Genomic DNA, 16,022 nt, shown 5'->3' on the forward strand with positions numbered 1-16,022 from the left:
CAGTGGACTCATCAGCCTGAAACTCACCGTTTCCCAGCGAAAGTCGAAATTGATCATGGGTACTCCACACAATGCACGCAACATCCTGGTTATCGGCGGCGGTCCCGCAGCCCACCGCTTCACCGAAGCCCTGGCCAGCCGCGCACCGCAGGACTTGAGCATCACGGTATTGACCGAAGAAGCCCACCTTCCCTATGATCGCGTGGCGCTCTCCCAGGCGTTGACCAACCCCGGAGTCGATCTCACCCTCGGCGATCCGAAGCTCTGGGAAGCCGAGCACGTCACCTTGGAAACCAACGCCAAGGCCATCGCTATCGACAGCACCAAGCGCACGGTCACCACGGAAGACGGACGCATCTTCAGCTACGACGAATTGGTGCTGGCCACCGGTTCCAACGCGGCCACGTTGCCCATTGCCGGCAACGAGCACACCTTTGTGTACCGCACGCTGGAAGATGTCTGGTCCATCGCGCAGAAGGTCAAGGAACTTTCAGTTTCCCTGGGCCGCACCCCGGTGGTAGCTACCATCGGTGGCGGGCTGCTCGGATTGGAAGCTGCCGCGGGTGCCCAAGCACTGGGTGCGGAGGCAGTGGTCATTGATGGCGGCAAATGGCTGATGGGCACCCAGCTGGATGAAGGCGCTGGCCAAGCCATGGGCCGGCTCATCGAGCAAACCGGATTCACCGTCCACAACGGCGTTTTCCCGCAGGAAATCCTGACCAGCCAGGGGTCTGGCAGCACGGCTGTCACCGGCGTGCTGATGGCTGATGAACGCACCATCGATGCGGATATGGTGGTCGTTTCGATCGGTGTTCGTCCCCGCGATGAACTGATCCGCAATTACAACGCGGCCCTTGACGAAGCAGGCAGCCCGGCACCCCGTTTCGGCATGGGCCCCCGCGGCGGCGTGGTCATCGACGCGCAGTGCGCCACCGATATCGAGCACATCTGGGCTATCGGCGAGGTCGCGAACTACGAGGGTTTCTGCATCGGCCTGGTCGCTCCGGCCAACGCCATGGCGGAAATCGTGGCCGAACAGCTGGCCGGGGGCGAAGCCGAATTCGCCGGCTTCGACACCGCCACCAAGCTCAAGCTCTCCGGTGTGGACGTGGCCAGCTTCGGCGATGGCTTCGCCCGCGCCGAGGGGGCGCTGGAAGTGGTCTATGCCGATGCCCCGCGCGGCCTGTACCAAAAGCTCGTGGTCTCCTCCGACGCCAAGACCCTGCTCGGCGGCATCTTCGTGGGAGATGCCACCCCGTACCAGTCGTTGCGCCCGCTGCTCGGCCGGGAACTGCCCGGCGAGCCGGGAGCGTACCTCAGCGCCCTGGGCGGCGAGGCGCCAGAAGGCGAACTGCCCGATGATGCGGTGCTGTGCTCCTGCAATTCGGTCACCGCCGGCACCATCCGCGATGCAGTCTCCGGTTGCGGCTGCTTCGAGGGCGAGGCTCCGGTGACCACCGTTTCCGGGCTGAAGGGCTGCACCCGTGCCGGCACCCAGTGCGGGTCCTGCGTGCCGATGCTCAAGAAGCTCATGGAAGCGCAAATGCTCAAGGACGGCGCGGAAGTGTCCACCGCCCTGTGCGAGCATATTTCCTTCTCCCGTCCGGAGCTCTACGAAGCCATCCGCGTGGCCGGGCTGCAGGCCTTCGGCGAGGTGATGGAACGCTTCGGCACCGGCCAGGGCTGCGATATCTGCAAGCCGGTGATCGCCAATATCCTCTCGTCGCAGACCAGCGCCCACCCGATGGATGCAGGTCTTGCCGGCGCCCAGGACACCAACGACCGCGTGCTGGCCAATATGCAGAAGGACGGAACCTATTCGGTGGTGCCGCGCATCCCGGGCGGGGAGATCACCCCCGAGAAGCTCGGCGTGATTGCCGCGGTGGCGCAGAAATACGGCCTGTACACCAAGCTCACCGGCGGCCTGCGCATCGACATGTTCGGCGCCCGCCTGGAGCAGCTGCCCGAGATCTGGCGTGAGCTGGTGGACGCCGGCTTCGAATCGGGCCAGGCCTACGGCAAGTCGCTGCGCAATGTGAAGACCTGCGTCGGTTCATCCTGGTGCCGATACGGCATGCTCGATTCCACCGCGCTGGGCATCGAAATGGAGCTGCGCTACCGGGGCCTGCGCGCACCGCACAAGCTGAAGATGGGCGTTTCGGGCTGTGCCCGCGAGTGCGCCGAGGCCCGGGCCAAGGACATCGGCGTAATCGCCACCACCGATGGCTGGAACCTGTACGTGGGCGGCAACGGCGGCGCCAACCCGGCCCATGCCCAGCTGCTGGCCGGCGGGCTGGATGATCATACGCTGTTCAAGTACATCGACCGCTACCTGATGTACTACATCCGCACCGCGGACAAGCTGCAGCGCACCGCGCATTGGCTGCAGGACCTGGATGGCGGATTGGAACGGGCCAAGCAGGTGGTGATCGAGGATTCGCTGGGCCTGGCCGACGAGTTGGAAGCGGCCATGGAAACCCACGTGGCCAACTACGAGGACGAGTGGGCCGCCACCTTGGCCGACCCGGTGAAGCTCAAGCGCTTCCGTTCCTTCGTGAACACCGCCGCACCAGATACCGAGCTGGAATATGTTTCCGAGCGCGGACAGCAACGCCCCGCCGAGCCAGTGGCACTAGGTGCCAGCATCCCGGTCGGGGCGCCGCAAGGCTAAGAACGGCATCCCACCCGTGCTGCTACCAGCGCGGGTGGATCTGTTCGCGCAGCTTGGCGTCGTAGAGATCGCGGACCGAGGCATTGAAGCCCTCGGAAATCTGCAGCGAGCCGGCAGCCGCGTTGGCGCGGGCCTGCTGCGCATTGCGGGCTCCGGGGATGATGGTGCTCACCCCGTCCTGGGCGGCCAGCCAAGCCAAGGCCACCTGGGCACTGGTGGCTTCGGGCGCCTCTGCGGCAGCCAGCTTGGCGAACTCGCCAGCGGCTTCCAGACCGGTGGCGTAGTCCACGCCGGAGAAGGTCTCCCCGACGTCGAAGGAGGAGCCGTCGCGGTTGAAGTTGCGGTGGTCGTCCTTGGCGAACTCGGTCTGCAGGGTGTAGCGGTTGGTCAGCAATCCGCTGGCCAGCGGCACCCGGGCGATGATCCCCACCCCTGCCTCGCGGGCTGCCGGAAGCACGGTTTCCAGCGGCTTGTGGCGGAAGGCGTTGATGATGATCTGCACGGTGGCAATGTTCGGGCGGGCAATAGCTGCCAGCGCCTCGTCCACGGTTTCCACCGAAACGCCGTAGTTGGCCATCCGGCCTTCATCCACCATGGTGTCCAGCGCATCGTAGATCGCATCGGTGGAGTACACCGGGGTTGGCGGGCAGTGCAGCTGGACCAGGTCCAGGGTGTCCACGCCCAGGTTCTTGCGGGAGCGGTCATTCCACGCGCGGAAGGCCTCCAGGTTGTAGTTCTCCGGCAGCTGCTCGACACGGCGGCCCATCTTGGTGGCCACGGTGACCCCGGCGTCCGGGTTGGCCTTCAGCCAAGTGCCGATCAGCTGCTCGCTGCGGCCATCGCCGTAGACATCGGCGGTGTCGAAGAAGCTCACGCCGGCTTCGTAGGCGGCATCGAGCACGGCCAGCGCGTCGGCTTCATCCACCGAGCCCCAGTCAGCGCCTAGCTGCCAGGTGCCCAGGCCAATGGCCGATACGTTGCGGTGGGTACGTCCAAGTTCTCGTTTTTGCATGCCTCCGAGCCTAGTGCCCGAAGTGCCTATTTCCGGTCGATGGCAGATCATATTTCTGTGTTGCGGTGCCTGAATTTGTTCTCAATTATCTAAACGATAGAATATAAATTACCGTCACACCATCGAGGAGATCATGTTCCCCACTATTCTTGCGGTCATTTGCGCCGTCGTAGGATTGCTCGTCATGCTTGCCAGCAAATCCATGAAGCCAGAAAACAAGAACCGCTCTTCCACGCGCTTCACCGGAATCAGCATCTTCATCGTCTCGCTGATTGTGCTGGCCATCATGTCCACCACCATCGTGCAGCCACGCACTGTAGGCGTGAAGGTCGCGCTGGGCAAGCCGACCTCCGTGGTGAGCAACGGCTTCCACCTGAAGTGGCCATGGGAAAAGGTCGAGAAGCTGGATGGCTCGGTGCAGAACGACGTCTACTCCGCCAGCAGCGCCATCCCGGTTCGCCTGGGCAACAATGGCCGAGCCGACGTTGACGCCTCGATCCAGTGGCAGCTGAAGACCGACGATGCGATGGACGTGTTCCTGGATTACCGCACCTTCGAGGGCATCCAGTCCAACCTCGTCGACCGCAACTTCCGCGCCGCATTGAACGAGGTCATGGCCACCTATGATCCGCTGGAATACGGCGAACCGGCCAGCGGCGGCCAGGACCTGGAAGGCCTGGCGAAGTCCGTCCAGGAAAAGATGCAGGCCAAGGTCAAGACCCAGATCGAGATCCGCTCGGTGACCTTGCCGATCATCAACTTCGACGAGCCGACGCAGAACCGCATCAACGAGCTGCAGGCGGAAACCGCCAAGACCCGCGTGGCCCAGCAGCGCAAGCAGACCAGCACCGCTGAAGCAGAAGCCAACAAGATCCTGGAACGCTCACTGACTCCGGAAACCTTGACGTCCAAGTGCTTGGACATTGTCGCGGAGTCCGGCCAGAGCCCTATCGGCTGCTTCCCGAATTCCGGGGTCCAGCCCATTACGATGACTGGCGACAAAGACAGCAAATAGTCCCCCTTTGGTCATCGCCCCCGTCCACAGGACAGGGGCGATGACTAGCTTAACTTGGGACCTGCACTAATGAACTTCGTTGCGCTGGTGTTTACGGGGTGACTCGTGGGGAAAAGTTTTATGGATCGCTACTTGCTAATGAGATGAGCGGGTCAAGTTTCTGAAACAGAGTCGTTGATGATCCCTCAATACTTTCAAGCCGCGAACCTGTCGGCGATGTCTGAGGCGTTTTCCACTGGCTGTTCAGCCGGGTCGTCTTAGAAGGTCATGTCGTGTTTTTCCGAGTCTCTTTCTATCAATTGGTTGGAAGTCCTACACAGTTCATCTGACTGGCTTCGCGCGAGTGCAGGCATGGTTCAGATCCATCTCGCGTGAAAGTGCTGAAAGGGATCATCGAGACTGCTTTATAGGAGAACATCAGTATTTGATCTGGAGGAAGACCTGCTCTCCGCAAGCCGGAGCAGGTGGCAGCCGATGAGGTCAATGAATTTGAGCACGCCCCAGTGCGAAGTTTCTACGACGCCAAAAATCGGCTGACTCCTATGTGTTCGCGTCTGAAACTGAACGGTCAATAAGCGTGCGGGCGCGCTTCGAATTTGGCGACACAAATTCTGCACTGATCTAGTCAGCTTCCATTAGGAGCACCAGAACCCTAACCGTATTGGCCAGAGGATTCTGTTGTTCTCAACCACGTGATAGCTCAAGAAACTTTGGTCACACAACGGTCACTCGCAGCTTTGAGCTCTCCACTCGTAGCGGATATTTCCGACAGCAGAAAAGCTTTTCGATGATTTCAAATCTGTCTTATAAATAACCCGAAGCTGTGAAACTTCAGCGTTTTCCACACCATTCTCCACGGCACCTTCGAGACCTACCTGCACATTTTCCCCGGCAGGGACTTCGATGGGAATTTCTAAAGGTGCTAATCGCTTAGCGATTTCTTTGAATTCTGCCTCTTTGAGGCTCTCATTAGTCCACGCCAACAAGCTAGTCTCACCTTCGGGTAGCAGTGCTGCCACGGATCGCTTTGATTCCCAGCCCGTGGCCTCTACAGCTTGCACGTCGGTGATCCATAGCGGATCCCCTGAGGTGCTGGATGCTACATCCCCGACAAAGTTCTTCTCGTGAAATACGCCGCACAAAGTGTTTTCTACGTCGCCTCCAGGAGCGCCTAGGGCCAATGCCCCAGTCTGCGTGGCTTGAACCCCGCCGCAAGCGGAAAGGGCACAAATAGTTGCTAAAGCAAGATAACCTGAATAGATCTTACGTATCATCATTTGAGCTAATGCTACCGGGATTCTGCGCCGGCCAATCGCGATGACCATACGCGATTTATCTTTGATTAAAGTCATGTTCTTGTCGAATGTTAAATATGGCTGAAATGTCCCACATTCTAGGCGAGCGCCAACGCGTCTGAAACCCTCAGAATCTACCAGAATCCGACCGATGAACGGCTTGAAAACTGTTCATATTCAAGGTCAGGATGAACGGCTATGCGCCCAATCCTCCATTCAGATTTGGGCTCGGTAGACGAATGCTTCCGCGGGGCTAGCCCTGCGGCATCGGACGGTCACCGGCGTGGCCGGGCTGCTCCGAGATGACCTGGATTTCCAGACCCTTCGAGTCGTACAGCTTGCCATCGATCAGGCGGTCGCCGTCTTCAAGGCCGGCCAGCTGGTACTTGTAGACGGTGCGCAGCGACGTTTCCTTCTTGCCCCAGTTCAGCTCGTTGAAGATGATGTTCAGCAGCACCGCCATGATGGTGGCCGAGGAGATGCTGGACTGGAAGATGGTGCCAACCCAGGCAGGGAATTCGGCGTAGAAGTCGGGCTTGACCATGGGAATGCAGCCGAAGGCCAGCGAGGTCGCGATGATCAGCATGTTCATGTTGTCATCCTTGGCCTTGGCCAAGGTGCGGATGCCTGCGGCCGCTACCGAGCCGAACAGCACCACGCCGGCGCCGCCCAGCACCGGGGAGGGGATGGAGGCGACCACGCGGCCAAGCACTGGCAGCAGGCCGAGGACCACCAGAATGCCGCCACCGGCGGCCACCACGAAGCGGCTCTTCACACCGGTAATGGCCACCAGCCCGACGTTCTGCGCGAACGCCGACTGGGTGAAGGTGTTGAAGATCGGCGCGACGGTGGAGGAGAGCATGTCGGCGCGCAGGCCGTTGGCGATGCGCCGCGAATCCACCTTGGATCCGGTCACCTCGGCCACGGCGAGCATGTCTGCGGTGGTTTCGGTATAGGTCACCAGGATGACGATCATCATCGAGATGATGGCGCCGATCTCGAAGACCGGGGCGCCGAAGGCGAAGGGCGTGGGAACCGCGAAAATGTCACCGGTGAGCACCTGCGAGAAATCGGCCATGCCCATGAACACTGCCACTAGGGTGCCCAAGGCAATGGACAGCAGGATCGACAGCCGCGAGAGCGCAGGGATGCCGGACTTGGACAGCGCCAGCAGGATCAGCAGGGTAATGGCGGCCAGGGCGATGTTCTTGATCGAGCCGTAGGAATCCCCTGCGCCCGCCCCGCCCATGGCCCAGTCGGCGGTGACCGGGAAGAGCGAGACGCCGATAATCGTGATCACCACGCCGGTGACCACCGGCGGGAAGAAGCGCAGCAGCTTGGCGAAGAACGGGGCAATGACGATGCCTATGGCGCCCGAGGCGAGCACCGCGCCGAAGACTGCCGGCATGCCTCCCCCGCCGTTGAGGATGGCGATCATGGTGGCCACCCCGGAGAAGGACGTGCCCTGGACCAGCGGCAGCTGGGCGCCGAAGAATGGCACGCCCAGGGTTTGCAGGATGGTGGCCAGGCCGCCGATGAACAGGCAGCTGGCGACGAGCACGCCCATTTCGGCCGTGTCCATTCCCGCAGCCCCGCCCATTACCAGCGGCGGGGCGATGATGCCGCCGTACATGGTCAGCACATGCTGGAAACCGTAGGCCACGGTTTTCGGCGCGGGCAGGCGTTCGTCTTCGGGTCTGATGCTCTCAGCGGATTGGCTGCGGGCAGCACTCATGGGGAATTTCCTCTTCGGTGGACTGCGGATTGGCGCACCCCATGCGTTCGGGATGCGCCCCGCCGTCAATTCTCCCGCACAAGCCCGCCAGGTTGACAGCTGGTGAAGCGCAAATGGCTGCGAGGTGCATTACGTCAAGCGCTTAGCACTGCTCCAGGTCAGCTATCCAGCGTGCGTCCGGGCTGCTGGGTGTGCTCGACGAAACGCACCATCATCGCCTTGAAACCCGGGGTATTGGACTCGCGGGCCACCAGATCGCGGTGCACGAGCGCGTTGGCCTCCGGGTAGTAGGCCGCCACGCAGCCCTTGGCCGTCGGGTAGGACACCAGGCGGAAACGGTTGGCGCGGCGCTCGGAGCCGGCGAAGGTGGAGATCACGTCCACCAGGTCCCGGTCGCTGTACCCGGTCTCGGCCAGGTCCTCCGGGTTGATCAGGATGACCCGGCGGCCGTCCTTGATCCCGCGGTAGCGGTCATCGAGCCCGTAGAAGGTGGTGTTGTACTGGTCGTGGCTGCGCATGGTCTGCAGGATCAGGTGGCCTTCGGGAGCTTCCAGCGCTTCAAAGTCCGACACGGTGAAGCGGCCTTTGCCGATGTCCGTGGCGAAGGAGCGGGTATCGCGCGGCGGATTGGGCAGCACGAAGCCGTTCTTCTCCCGCACCCGGGTGTTGAAGTCCTCGAAGCCGGGCAGCACCTTCTCGATGTGGTCGCGGATCACGTCGTAGTCCTCGGCCATGGCACGCCAGTTGACCGGGTGCCCATCGCCCAGGATGGCCTGGGCCATGCGGGCAACGATGACCGGCTCGGCCAGCAGGTGCTCGGAGACCGGGGTGAGCCGGCCGCGGGTGGACTTGATCACCGACATGGAGTCCTCCACCGAAAGGAACTGCGCACCGGTGGGGTGCTTGTCGTCCTTGTCGGTGCGGCCCAGAGTCGGCAGGATCAGCGAGGTCTTGCCGTGCACCACATGCGAGCGGTTGGGCTTGGTGGAGATGTGCACGGTCAGCTTGGCACGCTGCATGCCCGCCTCCAGCGCTTCGGTGTCCGAGTTGGCCAGGGCGAAGTTGCCGCCCATGGAGACGAACACGTCCACTTCGTCCTTCTCGAAGGCATGCAGGGCCTCGGTGGAATCGTAGCCGTGGGCGCGCGGGGATTCGATGCCGAATTCGGCATCGAGCGCTTCGAGCAGCTGCTCGCCGGGCTTCTCCCAGATGCCCATGGTGCGATCGCCCTGCACATTGGAGTGCCCGCGCACCGGGCAGGCGCCAGCACCTGGCTTGCCGAAGTTGCCCTGCAAAAGCAACAGGTTGATGATTTCCTTCAGCGTCGGCACCGAGTGCGGCTGCTGGGTCAAGCCCAGCGCCCAGCAGATGATGGTGGCCTTGGACTTGGCCAGCAGCATCGCGATCTCGGTGATCTGGGTGCGGGTCAGTCCGGTGGCCTCCTCGGTAGCTTCCCAGTCCAAGGTGGCGCGCGCGGCCTGGTAGGCCTCGAACCCGTCGGTGACCCCGGCGATGAACTCGTGGTCCACCACGGTGCCCGGATGCTTCTTCTCTTCTTCGAGCAGCAGGTGGCCAAAGGCCTGGAACAGGGCCAGATCGCCACCGACCTTGATCTGCAGGAAGTCGCTGGAAATCGGATCGGCCTTGCCCAGCATGCCGCCCACGGTCTGCGGGTCCTTGAACCCGAAGAAGCCTGCCTCCGGCAGCGGGTTCACGGCAACGATGCGGGCGCCGCGCTTGCGCGCATCGGCCAGCGCGGAGAGCATGCGCGGATGGTTGGTGCCGGGGTTCTGGCCCACCACGAAGATCAGGTCCGCATGATCGAAGTCTTCCAATGACACGGTGCCCTTGCCGATGCCGATGGTCGGGTTCAGCGCGCTGCCCGAGGATTCGTGGCACATGTTCGAGCAGTCGGGCAGGTTGTTGGTGCCCAGCGAGCGGGCGAGCAGCTGGTACATGAACGCGGTCTCGTTCGCGGTGCGCCCGGAGGTGTAGAACACGCACTTGTCCGGGGTGGTCGCGTTCACGTGCTCGGCGATGGTCGAGAAGGCCTGCGCCCAACTGATCGGGGAGTAGTGAGTCTCCCCCTCGCGAATGATCATCGGAGCGGTGATCCGGCCCTGCGAGCCCAGCCAGTATTCGGTCTTGTCGCGCAGGTCCTCGATGGAGTGCTGCGCAAACCACTCCGGGGTGACGGTGCGGGCGCTGGCTTCCTCGGCGATGGCCTTGGCGCCGTTCTCACAGAACTCGGCGGGCTTGCGCTTGCCGGTGATGGATTCAGGCCACGCGCAGCCCGGGCAGTCGAAGCCGTCGTGCTGGTTGACGCGCAGCATCGAACGCAGGGTACGCGACGGGCCGGCTTCGGCGAAGCCGCGCTCCATGGATACCATCACGGCCTTCAAGCCGGCGGCGGCGTGCTTGGGTTCGCTGACCTTCAGTTCATCTTCGTTGATGTCCTTTTTGGGTGCCGAACGATGCATGAGACCCTCCTATTGGTAGCGCGGCCGGTACTGATATCCAGCTCACATATTACAAGGCTACGCCCTGATCACCCGATCCGCATGTGTATAAATGTTCACGCTGTGCCTGCGGGAAAAAGCGGCCAGCGTCAGACCCGATTCCTCGGCCAGGTCAGCGGCCAGCGACGAGGGCGCACTGACCGCTGCGAGCACCGGAATTCCAGCCATCGCGGCCTTCTGCACCAGCTCGAAGGAGGCGCGTCCGGAGACCTGCAGGACGGTGTCGCCCAGCGGCAGCAACCCGTCGCGCAGGGCCGCTCCGATGACCTTGTCCACCGCATTATGACGCCCGACGTCTTCGCGCAGGATCAGCAATTCCCCGGCGGTGGAGAACAACCCGGCCGCGTGCACTCCCCCGGTAGCGGAGAACAGCTGCTGCGATTCGCGCAAGGTGTCAGGCAGGCCCAGCAGCGTTTCCAGCCCAACCCGCCCCGATTCCGGGGAGGGTGCGAAGGCGGCTTTCTTGCGCACTTCGTCAATGGAGTTGGTGCCGCAGATCCCGCAGGCTGAACTGGTGACCACATTGCGGGCAGCCAGGAGATCAGGATGCTTCGCCCCCGCGCCCAGCTGCACCTCGATGACGTTATAGGTCTGGTTGCCTGCTTCATCGGTGCCGGCGCAGTAGCGCAGGGAGGCCAGATGCTCGGGCGCGGAAATGATTCCCTCGCCCACCAGGAATCCGGTGACCATGTCGAAGTCGTCGCCCGGGGTGCGCATGGAGGTGGTGTAGGAGGTATGGCCGAAGCGGATCTCCAGCGGCTCCTCGCCAGCCAGCTTCTCCTCGCGGACGCGGGAGCCCTCCAGCGTTGCCCTGACCACGCGGCGGCGCACGATCTTGCGACCCATATAAACGCTCCTTGTGCTACATCTTGCGACTTCCGCCGCTTTCCGCATACTGCTAGAGGACACTCTACGTTTACAGACCCCGGCGCAGCCAACCCCCATGCTGGATTGAGGCAAATCCAAGGCTCCACCGGGGCCGCAATTCGCTGGGCCCAACTATTTCGCGGTGCTGCCTAGCCTGCTTCGCTGCCGTCTCCACTCGGCGCTGCAGCTTCCAGCAAAGGTGCCTGCAGGCGCGTGTCGCAGCGCAGCTCCCTCATAAGCGACATCCCCAGCAGCGTCACAATCACCGTGAACGGCACCGCCGAGAGGATGGCTGCCTGTTGCAGGGCCTCGAGCCCGCCCACCAGCAGCAACACGATCGCGCAGACGCCGGTGAGAAGTCCCCAGACCACTAGGACCGGCCTCTTGGGGTACATATTTCCGCCGGAGGTCAGCGTGCCCAGAACATAGGTATTGGAATCCGCGCCGGTAATGAAGAACAGCACCACGAGAATTACTGTGAATGCCGAGGTCACTTCCGGTATCGGCAGTTCGGCCAGCATCGCGAAGAAGGTGCTGTTGGTGTCTTCCAACGTTGCCTGGCCGATCCCAGAGCTGCCGGTCATCTCCTGGTGGATCGAGGTGCCACCGAAAATGCTGAACCAGATGCTGAAGACCAGAGACGGGACACCCATCACCGCAATAACGAATTCGCGAATGGTCCGGCCCTTGGAAATCCGCGCCAGGAAGATGCCGACGAAGGCGCCCCAGCTCAACCACCAGGCCATCATGAAGTACGTCCACCATTGCATCCACTGCAAGTCTTCGGCTCCAGAGGGAGTCAGCAGCGCCACGGCCGGGAACTCGCCCAGGAACTGCCCCATGGAACGGAAATAGATGTTGGAAATAAATCCGGTGGGACCGGAAACCAGGACAAAAACCCCGATGGCGGCGGCACCGATCATGGTGCCCTGGCTGAGCCATTTGATGCCCTTGCCAACGCCGGAAAGCGCCGAGGGAGTGAATACGATGGTAACGCCTGCAATGATCACGATCTTGACGAACAGATCCGTGGGAATCCCGAACAGGCTGTTCAGCCCCTCGGCGATTTGCGAAGCGCCCAAGCCCAGGGAAGTGGTCGTGCCGAAGAGGGTGGCCAGCACGGTGAACACGTCAATGGTCTTCCCGAGCCATCCGTCCATGGATTTTCCAAGAACTGGCCTGAGCATCACCGAGACGAGTCCCGAGTTGCCCCGGCGGTGCGTCGAGTAGGCAATGGCCAGGCCGAACACGCCGAACAAGGCCCAGGCGTTCGGACCCCAGTCGAAGTACGAGAACTGCAAGGCCAGCACTGCCGCATCCATGCTTTCCGGCTCCGCCCGTCCGTGCGGAGGGACCATGAAGTGGCTCATGGGTTCGGCCGCGCCATAGCTGATCAACCCGATGCCCATCACGGCACCGAGAATCATCGCGATCCAGGCCCATGTGGAGAACTCGGGCCGGTCCGCGTCCTTGCCCAGCCTGATGCCTCCGTAGCGCGAAAAGGCCAGGAACAGCATCAGCACGATGCAGCCGAGAGTCACCAACAGGTAGCTCCAGCCAATGTACTGCGCTGACCAGGTGGATGCCCCGGACATCAGTTCATTGAGCCGGCCCGGTGCAATAGCCGCCCAGAGCACGAACACCACGACCAGCGCCAGCGAAACGAAAAGGACACTGCCCGGACGCTGGAGTTGCTTGTAGACCTGTTTCGATTCGTTCTTGTCCGCGGCCCGGCGCAATTTGCCGCCGGTGAGCGTGGGCCCTCCGCGTGGCCCCTTGCCCTGCTTTTCGTTGGTTTCGGTTTTCATGGCTCTCACACTTCGTTGTATTGGAGGAATCTGCCGACGCCGGGCTATAGCGCGGTCAGTTCGGCGCCGTCGTAGAACCGGCCGGCCTTGTAGACCATCGGCTCAAGCTGGGCGACTTCGGAATGCTTTACCTTGGCGATGAACACGGTATGGGTCTTGGCTTGGAAGCGCTCCTTGATTTCTGCTTCGATGGAAGCGGCCGAGCCATCGATCAGCGGGTTGCCGTTCGGCCCCTGATGCCATTCGAGCTCGGCGAACTTGTCATCACCCTTGGAAGCGAAGGTGCCCACGGTGTCGCGCTGCCCGTTGCTCATGATGTTGATGCCCAGATGGGTGGACTTGAACAGCGATGCATAGGTGCTGGTGGTCTTCTGCACGCACACCAGCACCAGAGGCGGCTCGAGCGAAACTGACACATATGAATTTGCGGCTAGCCCGCGAGGCTTGCCATGTTCATCCATGGTGGTCACGACAGTCACGCCGGTAATGAATTGGCGGTTGAACCCCTTGAGCGCATCGAGATTCGGCACGCCGCTCAAATCGTCCACTACCACGCCATCATCCGTGGACTCGAAGGCGGACTTGAGCGATGGGACCCCCACGTCTTCGAGCAGCTCGCTCTGGTCCCAAGTCACCTGCTCCGAGATGATTTTCCCGTCCTGGACTTCCATCAGGTTGGAACCGCGGGTTTCCACGGTGTTGCCCGTGGCCGGCACACCCTGCAGATCGTTGGTGAACGTTCCGGTGGTGTGCCAGAAAATCGCGATGGACTGCTCCTGCTCATCCACGAGCAGATGGTCGATTTTTGTCACCAGATCAGGGAAGGCCTCCCGCACGGACAAAATCTCTTGCTTCAGCTCTCGGATGGTGGTGACGTTTTTGGATTTCTTGCTGATTCGCCGGAAGTCCGCGTGGAAGATCTCGTCCAGTGCATCGACCTGGCCCCGATCCCATGCCGCTTCCCAGGCGTTGACGAGTGATTCTTTGACAGGCTGGAGTGAATTTACAATTTGTTGCATGCAAGAAATGCTAGCAAAGGTTGTGACGGAGTCAACATGTTTCAGGAAATTCTCTTAAATTTAGCGGATTCAAGGCGATTCCTTGAATTTCTGTTGCATACAAGAGAATCTATGGATAGAGTTCTTGTATGCAAGAGAGTTCAAGCGTGGAATCAAAAACCAGGAGCACCCCGGAGACGCCGTTGCTGGGCCGGCTCCGTCAAATGATCGTCACTGGAGTTGTTCAACCCGGAGACCTATTGGCAGAGACAGCCCTGGCGCAAGACTTCGAGGTCAGCCGTACTCCAATTCGAGAAGCATTGAAGCAGCTGGAGCGCGAGGGCCTAGTTGAGGTGCGTTCGCGGGTTGGAACATTCGTCAGGAAGCCCACCCAGCGCGAAATTCACGAGATGTTTTCCCTGAAGGAGGCCTTCGAGGGACTAGCCGCTGGCCTGCTGGCCAGACGTGGAGCCGTACCTGAATTGGAGCAGCTCAAGGAAAACGTTGCACGCAGCCAACGGGCCGTCGAGCGCGGCGACGCGGAACTCTATTCGCAACTGGTCCATGAATTCCACAGCACGTTGGTTGCCGGGGCTGACAACAGGAAGCTCACCGAGCACTATGACCTGTTGATGAACCAGCTGGCCTACCATCGCATCGTTTCGCAGACCCTGAGCTTGCCCGGGCGCTTGCAGAATTCGAAGGACGAGCACCAGGCAATCATCGACGCCATCAGCTCCAAAGATCCGTTGGCCGCAGAACTTGTGATGCGCAGGCATGTTGCCGCATCAAGCCAGTCGGCGGCCCTGGCCGCAATGAAAGAAGAAGACGAAGAACAACCGGGTTAGCCCCAAAAAAGCCATGCAAAGGAATACCAGATGAATTCTCCACTGGCCCAGCCGCCTCAGCTCATTGATTTGAGCACCCGATCAACGCTCGAAGACTACCAGGATTTGGCCCAGGCCATTGGTTTGCGCAAAATCTCGTGCACGGTGGAAGAAGTTCCCCACCACGAATTAGGCAGCATCACCCGCGCGACCGCCACCGCAGTCATCCCCAATCCTTGGCTCGGCACTGGAACGTCGCAAGATTTATCCGAGCGGACCGAGGCCATCGCCCCATTGCTCGCCAAGCTGCTGTCGGATCGCCTGCTCAATGCCCTGGGCGGAGCCGAACAAGTTGAAGCTTTCGGCAAGGCCGCATTGGTTGGCAGCGATGGGGAATTGGAGCATGCCGGAGCGCTGATCCACACCCCGTTCTTCGGCAACCTGCTGCGCGAAGCCCTCGGCGGCACCTCGATCATCTGCTTTGTCGACGGCCGCGGCGTTCCTGGTGAATCCCTGCGAGTACCGATGTGGCATAAGACCGCAGCTGCCACCCGAACCCACTACCAGACCCTGGAGCTGTCCTTGCCCGATGCCCCGCATGCTGGCGAGATCGCGGTCATTGCCGCGGCATCAAGCGGCCCCCGGCCACATGCACGCATCGGCGATCGAACCACCGACCGAACGGTCACTTCCGAAATACTGAAGGGAATACAACTATGAACTACCGCAAACTGGTAACCATCGTCGAGGAAATTGCCACAGAGGGCGGACGCCCGGTGGATCCGGTAGCCCGCGTGGTCATTGTCGCCGCCGTATTCGACAACCCGTGGGCAGGGCAAGGATTCGTCGAGGACTTGAACCCGGGAATCGACTCGGTCGCCTCGGACCTCGGAGCGCTGCTGGCACCGCGGGTCATCGAAGCGCTGGGCGCCCCGCTCCAGGCCTATGGCAAGGCTGCAATCGTCGGCCTTGACGGTGAAGTCGAGCACGGCTCGGCCCTGATCCACACCCTGAAATTCGGCAACCACTTCCGCGACGCAGCCAAGGCCACCACCTTGCTGCCGGCCGTGGAAAAGCGCGGACAGGCCGGAGTGCAGTTCGACATCCCGCTCAAGCATTTCACCGATGCCACGATCCGCTCGCACCACCAGAGCGTCGAGGCCAGGATCGCCGATGCTCCGCATCCTGGCGAAATCCTGATCGCCCTGGCCGGCGCAACCCGTGGCCGGCCGCAGGAACGCCTGGCCCCGCTGTCCACCGAACAGTAGCAGAGCG

General features: G+C 61.7%; 12 protein-coding genes. 5 read left to right on the top strand and 7 right to left on the bottom strand.

The window, feature by feature from the left end; genetic code table 11:
• The first annotated feature begins 55 nt into the window (after positions 1-55).
• Positions 56-2,671 (top strand): nitrite reductase large subunit NirB, encoded by a 2,616-nt coding sequence (nirB, locus tag AAZQ98_RS01255; protein ID WP_434689247.1) that lies wholly within the window; start codon positions 56-58, stop codon positions 2,669-2,671.
• A 22-nt stretch (positions 2,672-2,693) separates the two neighbouring features.
• Here the strand turns inward: nirB and AAZQ98_RS01260 are convergent, their stop codons facing one another.
• Positions 2,694-3,683 (bottom strand): aldo/keto reductase, encoded by a 990-nt coding sequence (locus tag AAZQ98_RS01260; protein ID WP_434689249.1) that lies wholly within the window; start codon positions 3,681-3,683, stop codon positions 2,694-2,696.
• Between the two features lie 133 nt (positions 3,684-3,816).
• On the opposite strand from AAZQ98_RS01260, the gene AAZQ98_RS01265 reads away from it, so the two are divergent.
• Entirely contained in the window at positions 3,817-4,698 is an 882-nt protein-coding gene (locus AAZQ98_RS01265) for an SPFH domain-containing protein (protein ID WP_400289437.1), read from the top strand.
• A 725-nt stretch (positions 4,699-5,423) separates the two neighbouring features.
• On the opposite strand, the gene AAZQ98_RS01270 is transcribed toward AAZQ98_RS01265, so the two are convergent.
• From AAZQ98_RS01270 to AAZQ98_RS01295, 6 genes are all read right to left on the bottom strand, one after another.
• Complete coding sequence (locus AAZQ98_RS01270) at positions 5,424-6,050, bottom strand: hypothetical protein (protein ID WP_434689251.1); 627 nt, start codon at positions 6,048-6,050, stop codon at positions 5,424-5,426.
• 196 nt (positions 6,051-6,246) lie between these two features.
• A complete protein-coding gene (locus AAZQ98_RS01275) occupies positions 6,247-7,728 on the bottom strand; it encodes a nucleobase:cation symporter-2 family protein (RefSeq protein ID WP_105656189.1) in 1,482 nt (493 codons plus the stop codon).
• A 158-nt stretch (positions 7,729-7,886) separates the two neighbouring features.
• A complete protein-coding gene (locus tag AAZQ98_RS01280) occupies positions 7,887-10,208 on the bottom strand; it encodes an FdhF/YdeP family oxidoreductase (RefSeq protein ID WP_365942740.1) in 2,322 nt (773 codons plus the stop codon).
• Positions 10,209-10,265: 57 nt separating this feature from the next.
• The gene (fdhD, locus tag AAZQ98_RS01285; protein WP_105656187.1) at positions 10,266-11,093 is read right to left on the bottom strand and encodes a formate dehydrogenase accessory sulfurtransferase FdhD; all 828 of its coding nucleotides are present in this window, start codon (positions 11,091-11,093) and stop codon (positions 10,266-10,268) included.
• 170 nt (positions 11,094-11,263) lie between these two features.
• Positions 11,264-12,922 (bottom strand): BCCT family transporter, encoded by a 1,659-nt coding sequence (locus tag AAZQ98_RS01290; protein WP_434689254.1) that lies wholly within the window; start codon positions 12,920-12,922, stop codon positions 11,264-11,266.
• Between the two features lie 44 nt (positions 12,923-12,966).
• Entirely contained in the window at positions 12,967-13,941 is a 975-nt protein-coding gene (locus AAZQ98_RS01295; protein WP_434689256.1) for a flavin reductase, read from the bottom strand.
• A gap of 146 nt (positions 13,942-14,087) precedes the next feature.
• On the opposite strand from AAZQ98_RS01295, the gene AAZQ98_RS01300 reads away from it, so the two are divergent.
• The 3 genes from AAZQ98_RS01300 to AAZQ98_RS01310 are packed head-to-tail and all read left to right on the top strand — an operon-like array spanning position 14,088 to position 16,015.
• On the top strand, positions 14,088-14,768 hold the full coding sequence (locus AAZQ98_RS01300; RefSeq protein WP_286134632.1) for a GntR family transcriptional regulator: 681 nt from the start codon (positions 14,088-14,090) through the stop codon (positions 14,766-14,768).
• Between the two features lie 30 nt (positions 14,769-14,798).
• Positions 14,799-15,467, top strand: a complete 669-nt coding sequence (locus tag AAZQ98_RS01305; protein WP_105656183.1) for an amino acid synthesis family protein — start codon at positions 14,799-14,801, stop codon at positions 15,465-15,467.
• Entirely contained in the window at positions 15,464-16,015 is a 552-nt protein-coding gene (locus AAZQ98_RS01310) for an amino acid synthesis family protein (protein ID WP_133834116.1), read from the top strand. The genes AAZQ98_RS01305 and AAZQ98_RS01310 overlap by 4 nt, the downstream gene beginning before the upstream one ends.
• Positions 16,016-16,022 lie beyond the last annotated feature (7 nt).

The sequence above is a fragment of the Glutamicibacter sp. Je.9.36 genome, assembly GCF_051129975.1.
Taxonomy (GTDB): domain Bacteria; phylum Actinomycetota; class Actinomycetes; order Actinomycetales; family Micrococcaceae; genus Glutamicibacter.